Origin of the sequence: Rhodococcus sp. C1, assembly GCF_020809065.1 — a bacterium.
Taxonomy (GTDB): domain Bacteria; phylum Actinomycetota; class Actinomycetes; order Mycobacteriales; family Mycobacteriaceae; genus Rhodococcus_F; species Rhodococcus_F qingshengii.
The window spans coordinates 2,844,476-2,863,165 of the sequence record NZ_CP078080.1 but is presented as its reverse complement, the minus strand read 5'-3'; the positions used below and the strand labels follow the sequence as shown (position 1 = coordinate 2,863,165).

The following is an 18,690-nucleotide window of genomic DNA, read 5'->3' as shown; positions in this document are numbered from 1 at the left end:
ATAGCTAACTGTAAGATAGCTGATCCGCTCGATCGTGTTACAGACCGCGATCTGCGAGCGCCGCGAAGGCGGAGTTGGGCAGCTCCGGATCGGCACCGTCGAGCCAGTGCACGCGTGCGTCACGACGGAACCATGATCGTTGTCGGCGAACATAGCGCCGTGTCCCGATGAACGTCCGTTCGAGTGCTTCGGCCAGATCGTATTCACCGTCGAAATGTGCGAGCACCTGTGCGTAGCCGATGGCTCGCGGCGCGGTGACGCCATCACGCAATCCTTGCTCGACGAGCACGGCAACTTCGTCGACAAGTCCGTCTGAAAACATCAGCTCTGTTCGCAACCGAATCCGGGCGTCGAGTTCTTCCGTATCCCGATCCACGCCGAGAATGCGGGTTCCCCATCGAGGGTCACCGATCTGCGGCGCCGAGGCCGCGAACGGCAGACCTGTCAGCTCGACGACCTCGAGCGCCCGAACCATCCGCCGACCGTCCGTCGGCAGTATCGACGCCGCTGCTACCGGATCAGCAGCAACAAGCGCCGTATGCACCGCACCGACCCCTCCTTCGGCGAGCACCGCCTCCCACTTCGCACGAACCTCGGGATCGGTTGCCGGAAAGGACCATTCGTCGAGCAAAGACTGGACGTACATCATGGATCCGCCGACGATCACCGGAACCTTGCCCGCCGCGATCAGATCCTCGGCGATCGCGATCGCGTCGCTTTGATAACGCGCGACGGTGGCGGTCTCCTTCACATCGAGAACGTCGAGCAGGTGATGCGGAATCCCACGGCGCTCGGCCGGTGTCAGTTTGGCGGTCCCGATATCCATGCCGCGATAGAGCTGCATCGCGTCGATGTTGATGATTTCACCGCCGAATTCCTCGGCCAGTGCCAACGCGAGATCGGACTTTCCCGACGCTGTCGGACCGACAACTGCGATCGGGCGAAGTTCTTCAGGGACGTTCACGGCCGCCACGTCCCGACGTGGTAACCGACGCCGAACGGCGCATCGCTGTAGTCGACCGTCGCGCGAGGATGGGCCGACCGAGACGAGCACGTAAAGACACCGGCCAGGACCTGCCACGCCGCGCGCCCCTGGGCTCCGACACTGCGGCAGAGCCGCGGATCGAGAGCAAGCAGCGCCTCCGGGTCCCCGGCCGTCAGGGCGTCGTCGATGGCCGACTGCACACCCGCGGCGCGCTCGTCGAAGCTTCCTGGCGCCTTTGCCGTCAGCGTGGACGCACCGTCAGCAACGATCAGAAGCCCTTGCGGTCGGTTGTCGCTGTCGAGTTGCTTGCGCAGCTGCTGCCCGAATTCACGACATTCATTCGCCGACGCCTTTGCACTGACGACGTGCATGTCGACGGTTATCTCCACGTCTGTTCGGCCACGCAACCAGCCGGCAACAAGGGCGCACAGTTCGAGAGATGGCACCGGTTCGCCTGCCGCATCCGCGTCCAGTGACGTCCGGACATCGGCGCCGAATCCAGCGAACGTACCGATCTGCCCACGTCCGACGCCCGATCGCCAGAGTTCGCCTGCTGCTTTCTCGGGTTCTGCATTCTCGGGGCCGACACCGACGCCCACCCAGTGCACCGCCTCGTGAGCGAGCCGGCTCACGGCGGTTGTCGCTGCAGCACGCACCTGAGCGGACTCGGCCGAATCACCGGACAATTCCGGCACGAGTAACGGCGCCGAGGGGACGAGAACAGCGGAAGTCAACACAGTTGCCACGCTAGTCGACCCCGAGGTGGCGACCTCACACCCTCTTACCTGATTCAATAGTCGGAGAACGTGAGTACCGGGTTCAATGGAACCAGGAATGCGATCAGGCAGCCGTGACGCGCGGCAGAGACGAGGACCGATGACCGAGAACAGTGAACCCACCACCGGCGCCGACAGCAGTTCGGCCAGCCCGAGCCCGGCAGCACCCAAACCCGGCGCTCCCAAACCTGGTGGACCACGCCCCGGTGCGCCCCGCCCCGGAGCACCTCGCCCCGGACCAGCAGCCTCGCATGCCGTCACCGCCGCACCGGCCAGCGACCCGAGCAAGTTCGGACGCGTCGAGGAAGACGGAACCGCCTGGGTGAAGACCGCTGACGGTGAACGTCAGATCGGTTCGTGGCAGGCCGGCGACGCCACCGAGGGCCTCGCCCATTTCGGTCGTCGCTACGACGACCTCGCGACCGAGGTCTCGCTACTCGAGGCGCGACTGACGTCGGGCGCCGGAGACGCCAAGAAGACCAAGGCTGCCGCCATCGCTCTGTCCGAATCCCTCTCGACCGCTGCAGTGATCGGTGACCTCGACGCTTTGGCTCGCCGACTCGACGTGATCGTTGCCGGTTCCGACGAGGCCGCAGCGCACGCGAAGGAAGAGAAGGAACAGTCGCGCGCGGCAAGCACCGCCCGCAAGGAGGCCCTCGCAGTCGAGGCCGAGCAGATCGGCTCGGAGTCGACCCAGTGGAAGACCGCGGGTGATCGACTGCGCGAGATTCTCGACGAGTGGAAGACGATTCGCGGAATCGACCGCAAGGTCGACGACGCGCTGTGGAAGCGGTACTCCAAGGCTCGCGAGTCCTTCAACCGACGACGTGGAGCGCACTTCGCCGAACTCGACCGGGATCGTGCGAGCGCCCGTTCGACGAAGGAAGAACTGGTCGAGCGCGCCGAGAAGCTGTCGACCTCCACTGAATGGGGACAGACCGCCGGGGAATTCCGCGATCTGCTCAGCGAGTGGAAGGCTGCCGGCCGCGCACCGCGCGAGGCCGACGACAACCTGTGGAAGCGCTTCAAGGGCGCTCAGGACGTGTTCTTCGCCGCGCGCAACGCTGCTGCATCCGAGCGCGACGCCGAATTCGAGCAGAACGCAGTCGCGAAGGAAGAGCTGCTCGCTGCGAACGCGAACATCGACCCGGCGCACGGACTCGAGAATGCTCGTGCAGCGCTTCGCGACCTGCAGGAGAAGTGGGACGCGATCGGCAAGGTGCCGCGCGACCGAATGCAGGAACTCGAAGCGAAGCTCCGGGCCATCGAAACCAAGGTGCGCGACGCGGTCGACGCCGAGTGGCGTCGCACCGATCCGGAAGCACTTGCCCGGGTCGCGCAGTTCAAGGAGCGGGTGAGCCAGTTCGAGGAGCAGGCCGCCAAGGCTCAGGCTGCCGGCAAGACGAAGGACGCCGAGAAGGCTCTCGCTCAGGCCAAGCAGTGGCGTGAGTGGGCCGAAGCTGCCGAAAGCGCCGTCAACGAGTAATCGACGACGAGCTGTAAAGACAACAAAAACGCCGGCTGACTCCGAAAGGAGTCAGCCGGCGTTGTCTTGTGCTTTGGACGGACTGCCTGCTGTGTCAGCCGACGTTCCATTCCTGATGCTTCTCGGCTTCGGCCGCAGCAATCCGGCGTTGCTCCTCGGCAGCGAGCTGAATGTTGGTTCGTGTCCAGACCACCTTGAGCCAATGGAACGTCAAGAACACGACGGCAAACCATCCGATGATCAGCCCGATCGACGGTCCTGCCACATTGAAACCGGCGGGAATGGTCTGACGCGACCAGACGGCCATCATGCCGAGAGCGCTCGCCACGGCACTGCCGGCGAGTGCGACCCAGGCCAGACTCCAACGCCGCGTGACCAGCGCGAGCATCGAGAATCCGATGCCGAAGATGACGACGAACCACACGAACAAGCGTGAGAACAGTGCAATCCGTTCGGTTTCCGCGTCCTGGTTGTACGCGAGCACATCCCAGCCGTTCGCAACTCCCGCATGGGGCAGGGCAAGGGTGCCGACCAGCACGAGCACCGCAACCGCGACAACCATGGCGCGCACACCCGGATCGATTTCTCCCGCGACCTTGCGTTCCGCGTCGTCGAGATCCTTGCGGTAGCCCTCGAAGGCGTCGTCGCCCGGCTGTGGTGTCGTGTTCTCGTGTTGCGAGGTCATGCGTTGCATCCCATCTGGACGGGTTGTGGGGCCGGGGCACCGATCTTCGGTAGTCCGAGACCTACGCCGATGGGCGGGGTCTTGGGTGTGATGCCCTTTTCGAACGAATCACCGGCGCGGGTCCGACGGTGCGTGAGCACTCCGTCATCTGCCACGAGGTGATGAGGGGCTCCGTGGGTGACGACGACCGTCACCACGTCACCGGGTCGGATTGTGCCGTCGAGGTTTCCCTCGGGGCGGAAATGCACCAGGCGGCCGTCTCGCGCGCGACCACTGAGACGTTGAGTCGCCGCGTTCTTCCGACCCTCCCCCGCTGCCACCAAGAGTTCGACCTCGGTGCCGACGAGCTTGCGATTTTCCTCGATGTTCACTTCTTCCTGAACGGCGAGCAATCGCATGTAGCGTTCCTGGACAACCTCTTTGGGAAGCTGATCGGCCATCTCCGCCGCCGGCGTGCCCGGGCGCTTGGAGTACTGGAAGGTGTAGGCGTTGGAGAATCGCGCCTTACGCACGACGTCCAGCGTCTCCTCGAAATCCTCCTCCGTCTCCCCCGGGAACCCGACGATGATGTCCGTGGTGATGGCGGCGTGCGGCATTGCGGCGCGCACCTTCTCGATGATCCCGAGGTACTTCGACTTGCGGTACGAGCGCTTCATCGCTTTGAGAACCTTGTCCGAACCGGACTGCAACGGCATGTGCAGCTGCGGGCAGACGTTGGGAGTGGTTGCCATCGCTTCGATGACGTCATCGGTGAACTCTGCCGGGTGCGGCGATGTGAACCTGACCCGTTCGAGGCCGTCGATGTGTCCACATGCCTTCAAGAGGGAGGCGAAGGCTCCGCGATCGCGCGGTTGCTCCGGATCGGCGAACGACACGCCGTAGGCGTTGACGTTCTGTCCCAGCAGGGTCACTTCCGAGACACCCTCGTCGACGAGTGCCTGCACCTCGGCCAGGATGTCGCCGGGACGTCGATCCACTTCCTTGCCACGCAGGGCCGGAACGATGCAGAACGTGCACGTGTTGTTGCAGCCCACCGAGATGGAAACCCAACCTGCATAAGCAGATTCGCGCTTGGCTGGCAGTGTCGACGGAAACGCCTCGAGTGCGTCGAGGATTTCGACCTCGGCGCGCTGATTGTGACGCGCACGGTCGAGCAGCGCGGGAAGCGAGCCGATGTTGTGAGTGCCGAAGACGACATCGACGAACGGCGCCTTCTTGACGACGGTGTCACGATCCTTCTGCGCCAGGCACCCGCCGACCGCGATCTGCATGTCGGGGTTCGCCTCCTTGTTCGGGGCGAGCTGGCTGAGGTTGCCGTACAACTTGTTGTCCGCGTTCTCGCGGACCGCACACGTGTTGAAGACGACAAGATCAGGATCGGTTCCGGTCTCCGCCTTCGAATACCCGGCGTCCTCGAGCAGACCGGACAGTCGCTCGGAATCGTGGACGTTCATCTGACAGCCGTACGTCCGCACCTCGTAGGTGCGAACAGACTTCGCCGTCGGCTCCGGAACTGCAGTCGGCTCCGGAAGTGCAGGGGACATTTCGTCGATCAGTGACACGCTTCAGCCTAGCTCACGTCCACTACGACGTGTAATAACGCCCTGATAAACAGCCGAAACGCGACATAAACGTCGTCACAGTAAAATTTCCATTACATATGGCAAGAACCATGGCGAAATCACGGGCGTCGACGCAAACTACGCCTAAGGTTCTCGTTTATGACCCAAGCCGACGATGCGACGACGCCGACCACCTCCGGCGATTCCACATCCATGATTTCGATGACCTCGGTGAACAAACACTTCGGGGAACTTCACGTCCTGCAAGAGGTCAATCTCGAAGTACCTAAGGGCCAAGTGGTGATCGTCCTTGGTCCGTCGGGCTCCGGTAAGTCGACTCTGTGCCGCACCATCAATCGCCTGGAACCCATCGACTCGGGCACCATCGCCGTCGACGGCAAGACGCTCCCCGAGGAGGGCAAAGCACTTGCCGCACTTCGTGCCGACGTCGGGATGGTCTTTCAGTCCTTCAACCTGTTCGCACACAAGACGATCCTCGAGAACGTCATGCTCGCACCGATGAAGGTCCGCAAGGCGAAGAAGGACGAAGCCAAGAAGACGGCGCAGGCATTGCTCGAGCGCGTCGGTATCGCCAATCAGGCCGACAAGTACCCGGCGCAGCTTTCCGGCGGTCAGCAACAGCGTGTCGCGATTGCTCGCGCTCTTGCGATGCAGCCGAAGGTGATGTTGTTCGACGAGCCCACCTCCGCTCTCGACCCCGAGATGGTCAACGAGGTCCTCGACGTCATGACTTCCCTCGCCAAGGAAGGCATGACCATGCTCGTGGTCACGCACGAGATGGGATTCGCCCGCAAAGCCGGCGATCGTGTGCTGTTCATGGCTGACGGCCAGGTCGTCGAAGACACCACGCCCGAAGAGTTCTTCACCCATCCCAAGTCGGATCGGGCCAAGGACTTCCTCGGCAAGATCCTCACTCACTGATCACAGTCCCCTCCGACAGTCCTGTCCTCGTCCACAAGACAACTTGCTCGACTGCACCGTTCACCTCGGCTGCACCGTTCATCTCGACTGCACCGTTTGCATGTCGACAACTGAGAGGATCTTCATGAAGATCAATCGCTCCGTCCGTTTCGGAATCGGAATCATGGCTATCGCGTTCGCTGCCACGGCTTGTGGTGGAGGAGAAGAAAAGAGCGCATCGCAGAGTGCTGCCGACGGAACGCTCACCGTCGGTATCAAGTTCGATCAGCCCGGCCTCGGTCAGCGCAATCCGGACGGGACGTTCTCCGGCTTCGACGTCGAGGTAGCCCGGTACATCGCGAACGAACTCGGCGTGAAGCCCGAAGGAATCACCTTCAAGGAATCACCGTCAGCCCAACGCGAGACCCTGATCCAGAACGGCGAGGTCGACTACATTGTGGCCACCTACTCGATCACCGACGCACGCAAGGAAAAGGTCGGCTTTGCCGGTCCGTACTTCATCGCCGGCCAATCGCTGCTCGTTCGCTCCGACAACACCGACATCACCGGTCGCGATTCTCTCAGCGGCGGCAAGAAGCTCTGCTCGGTGACTGGCTCCACTCCGGCTCAGAAGGTCAAGGACTCCGTACCTGACGTCCAACTTCAGGAGTTCGACACCTACTCTGCTTGTGTCGAAGCACTGCGCAACGGCGCTGTCGACGCAGTCACCACCGATGACATCATCCTCGCTGGTTTTGCCGCACAGTACCCCGGCCAGTTGAAGGTCGTCGGAGAACCGTTCACAACGGAAAACTACGGCGTCGGCCTGGCCAAGGACGATTCCGAGACCCGCGGCAAGATCAACGACGCCATCGAGAAGATGATCTCCACCGGCGCATGGGAAGAAGCCTTCAACAACACCGTTGGCGCTTCGGGCTACCCCATCCCGGCGCCGCCCACCGTTGATCGTTACTGACCTGCTTTTTTCACCGTCAATCTCGCTGCGGCTCCCACTTCGGGAGCCGCAGCGCGTGACGCCACCAACGGAGATCCCGTGATCTGGGGAGACGGCAAGTGAACCTTCTGAGCAAGTACGGCGACCAGCTTCTGGAAGCCTTCTGGACCACGATCCAGCTGACATTTTTCTCCGCGATCGGCGCTGTCATCATCGGTGTGCTGATCGCGGCGATGCGCGTGTCACCGGTCCCGGTCGCCCGATTCCTGGGCGCCGCGTACGTGACCGTGTTCCGCAATACCCCCCTCACACTGATTCTGTTGTTCTGTCTGTTCGGTCTTTCGCAGACGCTCGGAGTCAACCTCGCCAAGTCGGATTCGCCGACTTTTCTGGTGGACAACAACTTCCGACTCGCCGTCCTCGGCCTCAGTGTCTACACCGCCGCGTTCGTGTGTGAGTCACTTCGATCGGGAATCAATACCGTTCCGGTCGGCCAGGCCGAAGCGGGCCGATCACTCGGTCTGTCGTTTGCACAAAATCTTCGGCTGATCGTCCTGCCTCAGGCATTTCGCGCGGTCACAGCACCGCTGGGTAGCGTGCTGATCGCACTGACCAAGAACTCGACCATCGCCGCGGTGATCGGCGTATCCGAAGCGTCAGCGCTGATGAAGAAGATGATCGAAAACGAAGCGGCGATCTTTGTCGTCGGTGGAATCTTCGCTGTCGGTTTCGTGATCCTGACACTTCCCATGGGCTTGATCTTCGGCAAGCTGAGCAAGCGATTCGAGGTTTCACGATGAGCAACCGCGCAACAGTCCTCTACGACGCGCCAGGTCCGAGAGCGCGAAATCTCTACCGATTCGCGTCCCTTGTCGTCGCTGCACTCATGGTCGCAATCGGTTACGTCATCTACCGCGCACTCGACGAAAAGGGCCAGCTGACAGCAGCGAAGTGGGATCCGTTCCTCGAATCCACGTCGTGGACAACGTATCTGATACCCGGCATCCGGGGAACGCTGATCGCGGCTGCGATGTCCATCGTCTTCGCGCTCATCCTCGGTTCTGCACTGGGTATCGGCCGACTCTCCGAGCACAACATCATTCGGAAGATTTGCGGCGTCATCGTCGAATTGTTCCGAGCAGTACCGGTTCTGATTCTGATGATCTTCTCGTATCAGGTGTTCGCCGAATACGAGGTCTTCAAGTCCAAGTACCTCGCACTCGCGGCAGTCGTCGTGGGTCTGACTCTGTACAACGGTTCTGTGATCGCCGAGATCGTCCGTGCCGGAATCAACTCACTCCCACGAGGGCAAAGTGAGGCCGCCAAGGCACTTGGTATGCGCAAGACGCAGATCATGGTGACGATCCTGCTCCCCCAGGCAGTTACCGCCATGCTCCCGGCCCTGATTTCACAGATGGTCGTGGCGTTGAAGGACTCCGCCCTCGGTTACCTGATCGGATATGTCGAGCTGGTGCGTCAGGCCCAACAGCTCGGCACCTTCTACGGAAACTTCCTGCCGGCGCTCATCGTGGTCGCCGCGATCATGATCGCTCTCAACTCGGCTCTGACCTTCCTGGCAACCAAGGTGGAGAAGCGCCTGCGGTCCGGGAAGCGAAAGGGCAAGGGCCCCATCGCGGCTCCGTCCGCCGACCCAGCTGTTTCGGTTCCGGGTATGGACCTGACCAAGCCGTGAATCAGATGGAGCCGTGAGTCGAATCCAGCCGCGTTAGCGTGAATACACAACAGGGCGGGGGTACCACCGAATTTCGGTGGTACCCCCGCCCTGTTGTTCTGAATGCTGCACTTCGCTACGAGTCGGTGACCGCCGCCATCTCGGCTTTGACCACCTCGTACGACATCCCAGCTGAATATCCCTTGCGTGCCAGCATCGAGACCAGTCGACGCGTGACCTTGTCGCGATCATCGACGGGCTTGTTCTTCAGCTTCCGCCGAACCAGCTCCGCTGCTCGCTCGCGTTCATCTTCCGGATCGATCTGTGACAACGCTTCGGAAGCGGTGTCCTGGTCGATTCCTTTGAGCCGCAACTCGACTGCAAGCGCACGCTTTCCCTTGCCCGAGTACGTATGCCGCGAATGAACCCACTGGTTCGCGAAGTCTGCGTCGTCGATCAACCCGATTTCCTGGAGTCGATCGAGGACCTTGGTAATGATCTCGGGTTCGAAGCCGCGTCCGCTCAGCTTGGTTTCCAGTTCGGAGCGGCTGCGCGCCCGGTCGGTCAGGAGGCGCAGGCAAGCATCTTTGGCCTGCGCCTCCGTCCCACCTTCTGCGCGTTGCGACGGCTTCTCGGATCGTTGACGGGATCGACGCCGAGGAGCGCCGTACTCTTCACGAGCATTCTCGCCGTTGTCACCGTCGTCGAAGCTCATGACTGAACTCAGAAGTCGGCGGGAGCTTCGTCGGTTGCAGTGACGTCAGCACCGATACCGAGCTTTTCCTTGATCTTCTTCTCGATCTCGTCGCGGATATCGGTGTTCTCCAGCAAGAACTTACGAGCATTTTCCTTGCCCTGACCCAACTGGTCACCTTCGTAGGTGTACCAGGAGCCGGACTTGCGGATGAACCCGTGCTCGACACCCATGTCGATGAGCGAGCCTTCCTTGCTGATGCCCTGGCCGTAGAGAATATCGAACTCGGCCTGCTTGAACGGCGGCGCGACCTTGTTCTTGACGACCTTGACGCGAGTGCGGTTACCCACTGCGTCGGTACCGTCCTTGAGAGTTTCGATACGACGGATGTCGAGGCGGACCGAAGCGTAGAACTTCAGTGCCTTACCACCGGTGGTGGTTTCGGGAGAACCGAACATCACACCGATCTTCTCGCGAAGCTGGTTGATGAAGATGACGGTGGTGCCCGAGTTGTTCATGGCACCGGTGATCTTGCGCAGCGCCTGGCTCATCAGTCGAGCCTGCAAACCGACGTGGCTGTCACCCATCTCGCCTTCGATCTCGGCGCGAGGAACAAGAGCGGCCACGGAGTCGATCACGACGATGTCGAGGGCGCCTGAACGGATCAGCATGTCGGTGATTTCGAGGGCCTGCTCACCCGTGTCCGGCTGTGAGACCAGGAGTGCATCGGTATCGACGCCCAGCTTGGCTGCATAGTCGGGATCGAGTGCGTGCTCCGCATCGATGAACGCCGCGATGCCGCCGTTGGCCTGAGCATTGGCAACTGCGTGCAGTGCCACGGTGGTCTTACCCGAGGACTCCGGGCCGTAGATCTCGATGACGCGGCCACGCGGCAGTCCGCCGATACCCAGCGCGACGTCGAGCGCGATGGAACCGGTGGGAATGACGGCGATGGGCTGGCGGACACCCTCACCCAGGCGCATCACCGAACCCTTGCCGAAGTTCTTGTCGATCTGCGCCAACGCGAGGTCGAGTGCCTTGTCCCGATCAGGTGCCTGTGGTGCCATCGTGATCCCCATCCTTGTTTCAGTCTTCAGTGCCTGCCTGAGCAGACTCCGTCTCTTCAGCGCCTGCCTGAGCCGACCCTGTTGGTGTGTTGCGATCAGAGTAGATCCGGCCACCGACAGACTTTTCGATCTTGCTTTAGCGCTTGTCGATCACCGCGTTTGTAGGTCACCGCGTTTGTAGAACATCGAAAGTTCGCAGTTGCCAAAGGAGCGTCACCACCGAACAGGTTCAGCATAGACGAACACGTGTTCGAACAGAAGATGGGAGACGTTCGACACGCCGAAGAATCAGCGGCGGGCGGGTGGTACGTCGAACTCCACACAGAGCGCACGCCACACCGCGCGAGGCTCCCAGCCTGCTTCGACGGCCTCCGCGGCAGTCATTCCGTCGAGACTCTGGAGTACATGGTCGATCAGCATCGAGTCGCCTCGTACCTGTCCGAACTCTTCGCGCACCATTTCATGAAATTCGGTCAACCGCACAGCCGCCACCGTAGTCCACAGAGCGGTGCACCTGCATTCAGGCGCAACATGCTCACGCCGTCACACCGCCGTTGACCACCTCTCGGCACACCGCCACCGGATCGGTGACCTGCGACGCAGTCGCGGCAGCGGACATCGCAGCTTCCGCAAATCGTTTGTCGGAGAGCACCTGCAGTACGGCATCGCGAATCGAGCGGGCATCTGCGGGCCGCACGATCACCGACGTCCCTGCCCGCGCAGCGCGATTGGCCAACTCCCACTGGTCCCCACCCCCGGGAACGACGACCGTCGGCACGCCGGCCAGCAAGGCCTTCGCCAACATGCCGTGCCCGCCGCCGCACACCAACACCGACGCGTCACGCAGCATCGCGTCCTGGCGTCCGAGACCTGCACGAACCCAATCGGGATGCTCGCCTTCGGCTCCGTCGAGCATCGACGCGATCAGCCGCACACCGGCTCCGCCGAGTCCTTCGACCGTGCCCTCGAACATTCCCACTGCGCCGGTGTGCGCCGTGGAGGGCGCCACCATAACCAGCGGTTCGTCACCTGGCGGTGGATCCAGAATCACCTCGGTCGGCTCCCACAGAAGCGGTCCGACGACGTGAGCGCGCTCCGGCCAGTCGGGGCGAGGCACTTCGAGTGCCGGAAGTGTTGCGATCAGCCGCGCTTGCGGACCGGGATCCAGAGCGGGCAGTCCGACACCGACACGGGCCTGGGATCGCTGGGCCAACCCTTGCTTGATCGAACGTCCCGTCGCTGCGCGCATCAGGGTATCGCGGAGTCGACCACGAATTCCGACGCCGGGCGCGAGCCCACTGCCGATCGGCGGCAACCCCCGTGAAGGTGAGTACAGCGGGTGAGGCGAGAGTTCCACCCAGGGGATGCCAAGTCTTTCGGCGGCCAATCCGCCTCCGGCAGTGAGGATGTCGGAAACGACGAGATCCGGGGAGACGGACTTCAGGTCGGGAAGCAGTTCGGTGGAAATATAGGCGGCGCGCGAATGAATCCGAGCACCTGCATCAAGATCGTCGTCTCCCGGCCGCGGGGCCAAGCCCTTGAGCGGCTCGGCTTCCACGCCGGCTGCTCGCGCTGCCTCGACCCACCGGGTCCCCGTGTACAGGATCGGTTCGTCGCCGGCCTGGATCAACGCCAGCGACAACGCTATTGCGGGAAAAGCATGACCCGGGTCCGGCCCGGCAACAACGGCTACACGCACCGGATCAGAGTGTCACACCGAGTGAAAGGCCTGTTCCGCCGCACCCAGTGCGCGTTCGCGATCCGAAACCACCAATCCGATTCTCGTCCTGCGATCGAGGACGTCGTCGACGTCGAGGGCGCCTTCATGCGACACCGCGAAATCGAACTCGGCACCGCAGATCTCCAAGTCCGCAACCGACCGGAGACGATCGCCGCTCGCCGCGGCAACGACCTCGGCCTCGGTGCCGTATCGCGCCACCAATGACGCGGGTGCCTTGATCTTCTTCAATTCCGCCGGTGATGCAGCGCCTACCAGCGGCAACGCGCGTGTCCGACATGCCCCGGCGCTCAGCGACCCGACCTCGACCGCAGCGTCGACGGCGTCTTCGGCCATCTTGCGGTACGTCGTGAGTTTTCCGCCTACCACCGTGACCAAGCCCGAGTCCGAACGGACTACAGCGTGATTGCGCGAGAGGTCGGCCGTCGAGCCTTCACCGGTGTCCAGCAGCGGACGCAGACCCGCGAAGGTCCCCAAGACGTCCCCACGGGTCAGCGGAGCTTCCAACGCCGTGTTCACGGTGTCGAGCAGGAAGCCGATCTCGTCCTCGGACGCCGTCGGTACGTCAGGCACCGGTCCCGGCGCTGCTTCGTCGGTCAACCCGAGGTAGATCCGGCCGAGCTGCGCGGGCAGGGCGAAGACGAAACGGTTGGTCTCGCCGGGAATCGGGACGGTCAGCGCTGCCGTGGGGTTCCCCAATCGCGCTGCATCGAGCACCAGGTGCGTCCCGCGGCTGGGGCGCAGGGTGATGCTGGAGTCGACCTGATCAGCCCAGACACCGGTCGCATTGATCACGACGCGGGCACGCATCAAGAACTCGGATCCGGTCAACTCGTCACGCAAGGTGGCCGACGTTCCGGATACGTCGTATGCACCGACGCGAGTCAGGATTCGCGCGCCGTGCGACGCTGCGGTTCGGGCGATACCGACGACGAGGCGGGCGTCGTCGATGAGCTGCCCGTCGAACGCGGTCAAGGCGCCTCGTAGGTTTTCCCGCTTGACCGCGGGAGCCAATTCGCGCGCTCGAGCAGCGCTGACCGTCCGTGATCTGGGCAGTACCGAAGCCGGGGTTCGCGCCGACATGCGCAGAGCGTCACCAGCCAGGAAACCGGTACGCACCAGGGCCTTCCCGAAGAACGACGTTTCGGGCAACAGCGGTACGAGTTGAGGCATGGCGCGAACGAGGTGCGGCGCGGTGCGCGTCATGAGAATGCCGCGCTCGACCGCACTTTCACGCGCTATACCGACATTGCCGGAAGCCAGGTACCGAAGGCCGCCGTGTGCGAGTTTCGAACTCCAGCGGCTGGTGCCGAACGCGAGGTCGTGCTTTTCGACCAGCGCAACACTGAGCCCACGAGTCACGGCGTCGAGAGCGACACCGACACCGGTGATTCCGCCGCCGATCACCAGGACGTCGACCGAATCGCCGTTCGCCAACTGCTCGAGTTCACGAGTACGCCGTTGTGCGTTGAGCGCTGAATCGCTGCCTGCTGAATCTAGGGGGCTCACAGCTATTCTCCCGAATTCTTGACGGGTGCCAGATAAGCAGCGACGGCATATCGAAGTTGCTCGACCGACGCATCGGAGGAAAGCTCCGGCTCGAGAGTCGGGGCAGAAATGACGACGGACTGAGCCATCAGTAGAACCATCGCCGCGATCTCGTTGACGCTTCCCTCGCGAATCGAACCATCCTGTTGGCCGGCCGCGACAACGGATGTGATCAGCTCGAGAATCGACTTCTGGCTCGCGCCGAGCCGGTCCACGATGTAGGTCGTCAGCAATTCTTGATCGGCTTGCCGAATTTTCACGAAGAGCGGATGGTCGCGAATCTGGCCGACGACGTCACCGATCGCTTCCACGAGCAATGTGGCCGCAGACCCGGTGAAGGTCACCTCGGGCAGCACCGATCGAATCTCCCGGGTGAGCAGGTCCGCGACGACAGCTCGCGTGTCCGGCCATCGCCGGTAGACCGTCGGTCGGCTCACGCCGGCCCGACGCGAGATCTCGGCAAGTGTGGTTCGCTGCATTCCGAAATCGAGGACACACGACCTTGCTGCGTCGAGAATCACGTCGTCGATCTCGCGGCTGGGGATGCGCTGACCATCTGCCTTGCGAGGGGCAATTGAGTCATCTGCGTTACGGATTACCATCGTGTGTAACACAATACCGGACAAGTCACCGGTAATCCCGTCGGGACTTGCAATTTCTCTCGCTCAGAGATCATCAGAAATAGTACAACTCGAAACCAACTGCTCGCTCGGCGTCGAAACCAGGCTTCGGTCCGCTGACCATGTCGATCTGTGCGCGCGCCTGTTCCCGGATCGGCGTGGAACTCAGCGCCGCCAGATATCGCGCATGTTCCGCGAGCGAATCCACGGCGCGATCGACCGTCGACGTCACGTCGACGCAGTGTGTGGGAGTCATCGTATTGACCGCAACCCACCGAACACCGGACCACGGCGCCAGTCCCTGCGCTGTCAATGAGGGAAAGATCCATTCGTTCGCTGCGTCGGCAGTTGCGTCGAGAACGCTGATCCCGAGTGCACGGTGATCTGCGCTGTTCAGATAGCCGGGGCCCCAGGTGTGGGAGAAGTTCATCGTCACCACCAATTCCGGACGGTGGCGGCGAATTGCTGCGGCGAGAGTCGAGCGCAACTCCAAGCCTTCCACGAGACGACCGTCGGGCAGGCCGAGGAACTCCACCTCACCGACACCGACGATCGCGGCCGAGCGACGCTCTTCTTCCTCGCGGATCGGGCCGGACTCTTCGGGCGACAGACCGGCGATTCCGGCCTCGCCGCGCGTGGCCAGGACATATCGCACGTCTTTGCCGCGATCGGTCCACTGCGCCACTGCTGCGGCTGCGCCGTATTCGATGTCATCGGGATGCGCCACGATGACAATCGCGCGCTGCCAGTCCTCGGGGAAGTTTTCCATAGGGCAGATCTTGCCCGTCAGAACCGCGAAGCGGGCGAATTGTCGTCACTTCCCGACATCGCCTTCACCAGGAAGTAGATTCCGAAGCCGACAGCGCCGACCACCAGAACCCAGAAAAGCCCCTTGATCAGGGCACCGACCACCGCGAGAGCGACCCACACCAGTACGACGGCCAAAACGATCTTCCAAAACATGCTTACCTCCAACGTGCCGTTGAATAATCAGTCGAATCGGACAGGTGCTGCGTCGTCCGTAGAACCAGCCTGACAGGTCTGGCGTGACAAAGCAGCAGCTCAGCGGCAAGTTCAGGTAAAGATCAGGGTTCACCCCGAGACCGGCCCTCACGCAGGTCAGGTGTCCAACCCATGGGAGCTTGCTCCTGGCGTAAACTCGCGAAGTTCGATCCCGTATGCCGAAGGAGCACGTCCGCAGTGTCTACGACCCGTTTCCCCGCTCGCGATCTCGCGCATGTAGCCGTCTTCGCCGCACTCATCATCGCGCTGGGCCTACCCGGGTCGATCAACATCGGCATTTCCGGCGTGCCGATCACCCTTCAGTCCATGGGCGTCATGATGGCCGGCGCTCTACTCGGACCGCGCAAGGGTGTTCTCGCCGTCCTGACGGTCATTGCTCTGGGATTGGTCGGTCTACCGGTCCTTGCCGGCGGTCGCACCGCACTCGTGTCTCTCTCGAGCCCGACAGCCGGATTCCTCATCGGTTGGATCCCGACGGCGTTTGTCATCGGATGGCTGACCGCCAAGATGCTGCCCAAGTACCGGATCATCGCGGGCATCGGCATCAACCTTCTCGGCGGCGTCGTCGTTCTCTACGCGTTCGGCATCGTAGGAATGATGGTCCGCGGACACATGAGCTTCGTTGCCGCATGGTCGGCCAACGCCGCCTTCATCCCGCTCGACGCCGCAAAAGCGGTCGTCACCGCGTTGGTCGCGTCCCAGGTTCACCGGGCATACCCGGCACTACTGCGCGACTCGGTGATCTCGTCGAACAAGACCGTGGTGGCGAATTAATCTCCGATGAGTGAGATCGTCTTCGAGAACGTCGGACACAGCTTCGGTGAACGAACGGTCCTTCAGCAGATAGATCTGCGACTGAGCGAGCAGCGAATCGGGATCGTGGGTGCGAACGGAAGCGGCAAGTCGACGCTCGCTCGCATGATCAACGGACTGGTCGTTCCGACGGAAGGACACGTCCACGTCAACGGCTTGGACACGGCGAAGAAGGGCCGCGACGTACGCAAGCAGGTCGGATTCGTCTTCACCGATCCCAACCACCAGATCGTGATGCCGACGGTTGCCGAGGACATCGAATTCTCGCTCCGCCGTAGCGGATTGGGCAAAGCCGAGCGCGCCGCAAAGGTGGCCTCGGTGCTCGAACGCTACGGCCTCGCCGGGCACGCCGACCATCCCACCCACCAGCTTTCGGGCGGGCAGAAGCAGCTACTCGCGCTCGCGGCCATCATGGTGACGGAACCGAACGTACTCGTCGCCGACGAGCCCACCACGCTCCTCGATCTTCGCAACTCTCGGCTGATCAGCTCGGTATTCGAGTCACTCGATCAGCAACTGATCGTCGTGACCCACCAACTCGATCTCCTCGAATCCTTCGAACGGGTGTTGGTCGTCGACCAAGGCCGCGTCGTCGCTGACGGCTCCCCCGCCGACTCCATCGATCACTACCGGTCGTTGGTCTCGTGACCACTCTCGGCGTCTACCGTCCGGGCCGCTCACTCCTGCACCGGATGCCGACGGGGATCAAGCTCTTCGCCTTGGTCGTGGCCATCCTCGCCGTCTCGATCTTCGTGCGCGAGCCGTGGCAACTGGCAGCTCCCACGATCGTCGTTGTGGCCCTGTACGCGGTTGCGCGCATTCCTCCGATGACTGCGATCCGGCAGCTGCGTCCGGCGCTGTGGATGTTGCTCTTCATCGGGGCGTTCCAGCTGGTAGTCGCGGGATGGCAGCGAGCGGCCGTCGTGTGCGGGGTTCTGATCATTTCGATCGCCTTCGCGGCGATCATGGGTCTGACCACACGGATCTCCGAGATGCTCGACGCGATCACCCGGTTCCTGACACCCTTGCGACGCTTCGGCGTCAATCCCGAACGGATCGCTTTGCTCCTCGCAATGACGATCCGGTGCATCCCGCTGATGTTCGAGGTCATCACACAGGTGTCCGAGGCACGCAAGGCGCGAGGGCTCGGATTCTCGCTGCGATCCTTCGCAGTTCCGGTCATCGTCGGCACCCTGATGACCGCGGACGCAATGGGTGAAGCATTGGCGGCCCGCGGCGCCGACGACTGAGATTTCGAACAGGGTGCATCGATCAGGCGCGAGGACCGATCAGTTGTACTTGCGGGTGATGTCGTCCACCTCACCGATGGCGTCGGCAAGCGCCGAGAGTCGCTCGGCGGCCGCGTGCAGCGCCGAGAGTTCTCGGTTGAATCCCACCAGAGCCGAAGGGCTGTGAGGCGCTGTCAATGCAGCTGCGGAGGTCACCAGATCCTCGTACTGATCCAACCCCGACTGCAACTCACGAACTGCGCCGTCAATGGTGGGATCAAGAGGTTCGGTCACCTTGGGTGTAGCGGCCACAGCGCGTTCCATCGCGACGACATCCGAAGACACCGCGAACATCGCTCTCAATGCCGAATCGGCGGTAACAGTGATTTCGTTCAACTCACCGGGGTCGATGGTGTCGGCGCGCCTGAGCACACTCAAGATCTCGAACAACGAAGTCTCGGCGCCGATGAGGCGAGACATCGGGATGAACGCGCGAGACGACGACGGTGGCAAGCGCCGGCGAATCGGCGCCGACGGCGGTGGGCCGGAACTCATCGAACGGTAACGGCCGACCGCGATGACGGCGGGAACCGCGAACAGTGCCGCTCCCCCGCCTGCCACGACCACCGACCACTCGGGAGCCGACGCGACGGCGAGGCCGGCCGTGCCGACCACGGATCCGCCGGACATGAAACCCCAACGCTGAGCGCGTCGGCGCGCACGGGCACGCTTGCGCTCGAATTTGGCCCGCGGGTCCTGCCACCGCCGAGCGGCATCCGCCGCCGAAAGCCCGACCTCGCGCAATGTATCCGCGGTGCGTCCCAAGGCTCCGAAAGCGCCGGATACGGAAACGGGAACGGCCGACCGGGGCTCGCGCCCAGGTCGACCGTCTCGTGAAGAAAACATCAGAGCATCA

At 62.7% G+C, this 18,690-nt stretch carries 21 protein-coding genes; 8 read left to right on the top strand and 13 right to left on the bottom strand.

The genetic code is table 11. The features are described from left to right. Nucleotides 1–37: 37 nt before the first annotated feature. Nucleotides 38–973, bottom strand: coding sequence for a tRNA (adenosine(37)-N6)-dimethylallyltransferase MiaA (gene miaA, locus KTR60_RS13250; protein WP_007735177.1), 936 nt, complete (start codon nucleotides 971–973; stop codon nucleotides 38–40). Continuing rightward, complete coding sequence (locus KTR60_RS13245; protein ID WP_054188530.1) at nucleotides 961–1,722, bottom strand: class III extradiol dioxygenase subunit B-like domain-containing protein; 762 nt, start codon at nucleotides 1,720–1,722, stop codon at nucleotides 961–963. Before KTR60_RS13245 ends, miaA begins: the two co-directional genes overlap by 13 nt. Before the next feature lie 139 nt (nucleotides 1,723–1,861). Here KTR60_RS13245 and KTR60_RS13240 point away from each other — a divergent pair, with 139 nt between their 5' ends. Next, the gene (locus KTR60_RS13240; protein ID WP_003942193.1) at nucleotides 1,862–3,247 is read left to right on the top strand and encodes a DUF349 domain-containing protein; all 1,386 of its coding nucleotides are present in this window, start codon (nucleotides 1,862–1,864) and stop codon (nucleotides 3,245–3,247) included. Nucleotides 3,248–3,341: 94 nt separating this feature from the next. Here KTR60_RS13240 and KTR60_RS13235 read toward each other — a convergent pair whose 3' ends face one another. Next, nucleotides 3,342–3,932: a hypothetical protein gene (locus tag KTR60_RS13235; RefSeq protein WP_003942155.1), complete on the bottom strand. Its 591-nt coding sequence runs from the start codon at nucleotides 3,930–3,932 to the stop codon at nucleotides 3,342–3,344. Further along, on the bottom strand, nucleotides 3,929–5,476 hold the full coding sequence (gene miaB / locus KTR60_RS13230) for a tRNA (N6-isopentenyl adenosine(37)-C2)-methylthiotransferase MiaB (protein ID WP_047271495.1): 1,548 nt from the start codon (nucleotides 5,474–5,476) through the stop codon (nucleotides 3,929–3,931). The genes KTR60_RS13235 and miaB overlap by 4 nt, the downstream gene beginning before the upstream one ends. A gap of 231 nt (nucleotides 5,477–5,707) precedes the next feature. Here miaB and gluA point away from each other — a divergent pair, with 231 nt between their 5' ends. The 4 genes from gluA to KTR60_RS13210 all read left to right on the top strand — a co-directional run bounded on the left by gluA (nucleotide 5,708) and on the right by KTR60_RS13210 (nucleotide 9,063). Further along, entirely contained in the window at nucleotides 5,708–6,436 is a 729-nt protein-coding gene (gluA, locus tag KTR60_RS13225) for a glutamate ABC transporter ATP-binding protein GluA (protein WP_007735175.1), read from the top strand. 124 nt (nucleotides 6,437–6,560) lie between these two features. After that, nucleotides 6,561–7,391: a glutamate ABC transporter substrate-binding protein gene (locus KTR60_RS13220; RefSeq protein WP_003942146.1), complete on the top strand. Its 831-nt coding sequence runs from the start codon at nucleotides 6,561–6,563 to the stop codon at nucleotides 7,389–7,391. A 98-nt stretch (nucleotides 7,392–7,489) separates the two neighbouring features. Then, the gene (locus KTR60_RS13215; RefSeq protein WP_003942105.1) at nucleotides 7,490–8,170 is read left to right on the top strand and encodes an amino acid ABC transporter permease; all 681 of its coding nucleotides are present in this window, start codon (nucleotides 7,490–7,492) and stop codon (nucleotides 8,168–8,170) included. Next, a complete protein-coding gene (locus KTR60_RS13210) occupies nucleotides 8,167–9,063 on the top strand; it encodes an amino acid ABC transporter permease (protein WP_007735172.1) in 897 nt (298 codons plus the stop codon). Before KTR60_RS13215 ends, KTR60_RS13210 begins: the two co-directional genes overlap by 4 nt. Before the next feature lie 115 nt (nucleotides 9,064–9,178). Here the strand turns inward: KTR60_RS13210 and recX are convergent, their stop codons facing one another. The 8 genes from recX to KTR60_RS13170 form a co-directional block, all read right to left on the bottom strand. After that, a complete protein-coding gene (recX, locus tag KTR60_RS13205; RefSeq protein ID WP_007735171.1) occupies nucleotides 9,179–9,757 on the bottom strand; it encodes a recombination regulator RecX in 579 nt (192 codons plus the stop codon). An 8-nt stretch (nucleotides 9,758–9,765) separates the two neighbouring features. Next, entirely contained in the window at nucleotides 9,766–10,803 is a 1,038-nt protein-coding gene (gene recA, locus KTR60_RS13200; protein ID WP_007735170.1) for a recombinase RecA, read from the bottom strand. 288 nt (nucleotides 10,804–11,091) lie between these two features. After that, the gene (locus KTR60_RS13195; protein ID WP_007735169.1) at nucleotides 11,092–11,286 is read right to left on the bottom strand and encodes a DUF3046 domain-containing protein; all 195 of its coding nucleotides are present in this window, start codon (nucleotides 11,284–11,286) and stop codon (nucleotides 11,092–11,094) included. A gap of 52 nt (nucleotides 11,287–11,338) precedes the next feature. Continuing rightward, complete coding sequence (locus KTR60_RS13190; RefSeq protein ID WP_228402216.1) at nucleotides 11,339–12,502, bottom strand: glycosyltransferase; 1,164 nt, start codon at nucleotides 12,500–12,502, stop codon at nucleotides 11,339–11,341. A 12-nt stretch (nucleotides 12,503–12,514) separates the two neighbouring features. Beyond that, entirely contained in the window at nucleotides 12,515–14,050 is a 1,536-nt protein-coding gene (locus KTR60_RS13185) for a glycerol-3-phosphate dehydrogenase/oxidase (protein WP_007735166.1), read from the bottom strand. Between the two features lie 2 nt (nucleotides 14,051–14,052). Beyond that, nucleotides 14,053–14,691: a TetR/AcrR family transcriptional regulator gene (locus tag KTR60_RS13180; protein ID WP_007735165.1), complete on the bottom strand. Its 639-nt coding sequence runs from the start codon at nucleotides 14,689–14,691 to the stop codon at nucleotides 14,053–14,055. A gap of 73 nt (nucleotides 14,692–14,764) precedes the next feature. Then, nucleotides 14,765–15,478 carry a PIG-L deacetylase family protein gene (locus KTR60_RS13175; RefSeq protein ID WP_007735164.1) on the bottom strand — a complete coding sequence of 238 codons (714 nt, stop codon included), beginning with the start codon at nucleotides 15,476–15,478 and terminating at the stop codon, nucleotides 14,765–14,767. Nucleotides 15,479–15,495: 17 nt separating this feature from the next. After that, nucleotides 15,496–15,672 (bottom strand): hypothetical protein, encoded by a 177-nt coding sequence (locus KTR60_RS13170; RefSeq protein WP_003942133.1) that lies wholly within the window; start codon nucleotides 15,670–15,672, stop codon nucleotides 15,496–15,498. A gap of 237 nt (nucleotides 15,673–15,909) precedes the next feature. Here KTR60_RS13170 and KTR60_RS13165 point away from each other — a divergent pair, with 237 nt between their 5' ends. The 3 genes from KTR60_RS13165 to KTR60_RS13155 are packed head-to-tail and all read left to right on the top strand — an operon-like array spanning nucleotide 15,910 to nucleotide 17,795. Continuing rightward, the gene (locus KTR60_RS13165) at nucleotides 15,910–16,506 is read left to right on the top strand and encodes a biotin transporter BioY (RefSeq protein ID WP_007735162.1); all 597 of its coding nucleotides are present in this window, start codon (nucleotides 15,910–15,912) and stop codon (nucleotides 16,504–16,506) included. 6 nt (nucleotides 16,507–16,512) lie between these two features. Further along, nucleotides 16,513–17,193, top strand: coding sequence for an energy-coupling factor ABC transporter ATP-binding protein (locus KTR60_RS13160; RefSeq protein ID WP_007735161.1), 681 nt, complete (start codon nucleotides 16,513–16,515; stop codon nucleotides 17,191–17,193). Further along, nucleotides 17,190–17,795 carry an energy-coupling factor transporter transmembrane component T family protein gene (locus KTR60_RS13155; protein WP_007735160.1) on the top strand — a complete coding sequence of 202 codons (606 nt, stop codon included), beginning with the start codon at nucleotides 17,190–17,192 and terminating at the stop codon, nucleotides 17,793–17,795. Before KTR60_RS13160 ends, KTR60_RS13155 begins: the two co-directional genes overlap by 4 nt. 39 nt (nucleotides 17,796–17,834) lie before the next feature. On the opposite strand, the gene pspM is transcribed toward KTR60_RS13155, so the two are convergent. Beyond that, complete coding sequence (gene pspM / locus KTR60_RS13150; protein ID WP_228402215.1) at nucleotides 17,835–18,680, bottom strand: phage shock envelope stress response protein PspM; 846 nt, start codon at nucleotides 18,678–18,680, stop codon at nucleotides 17,835–17,837. Between the last annotated feature and the right edge of the window lie 10 nt (nucleotides 18,681–18,690).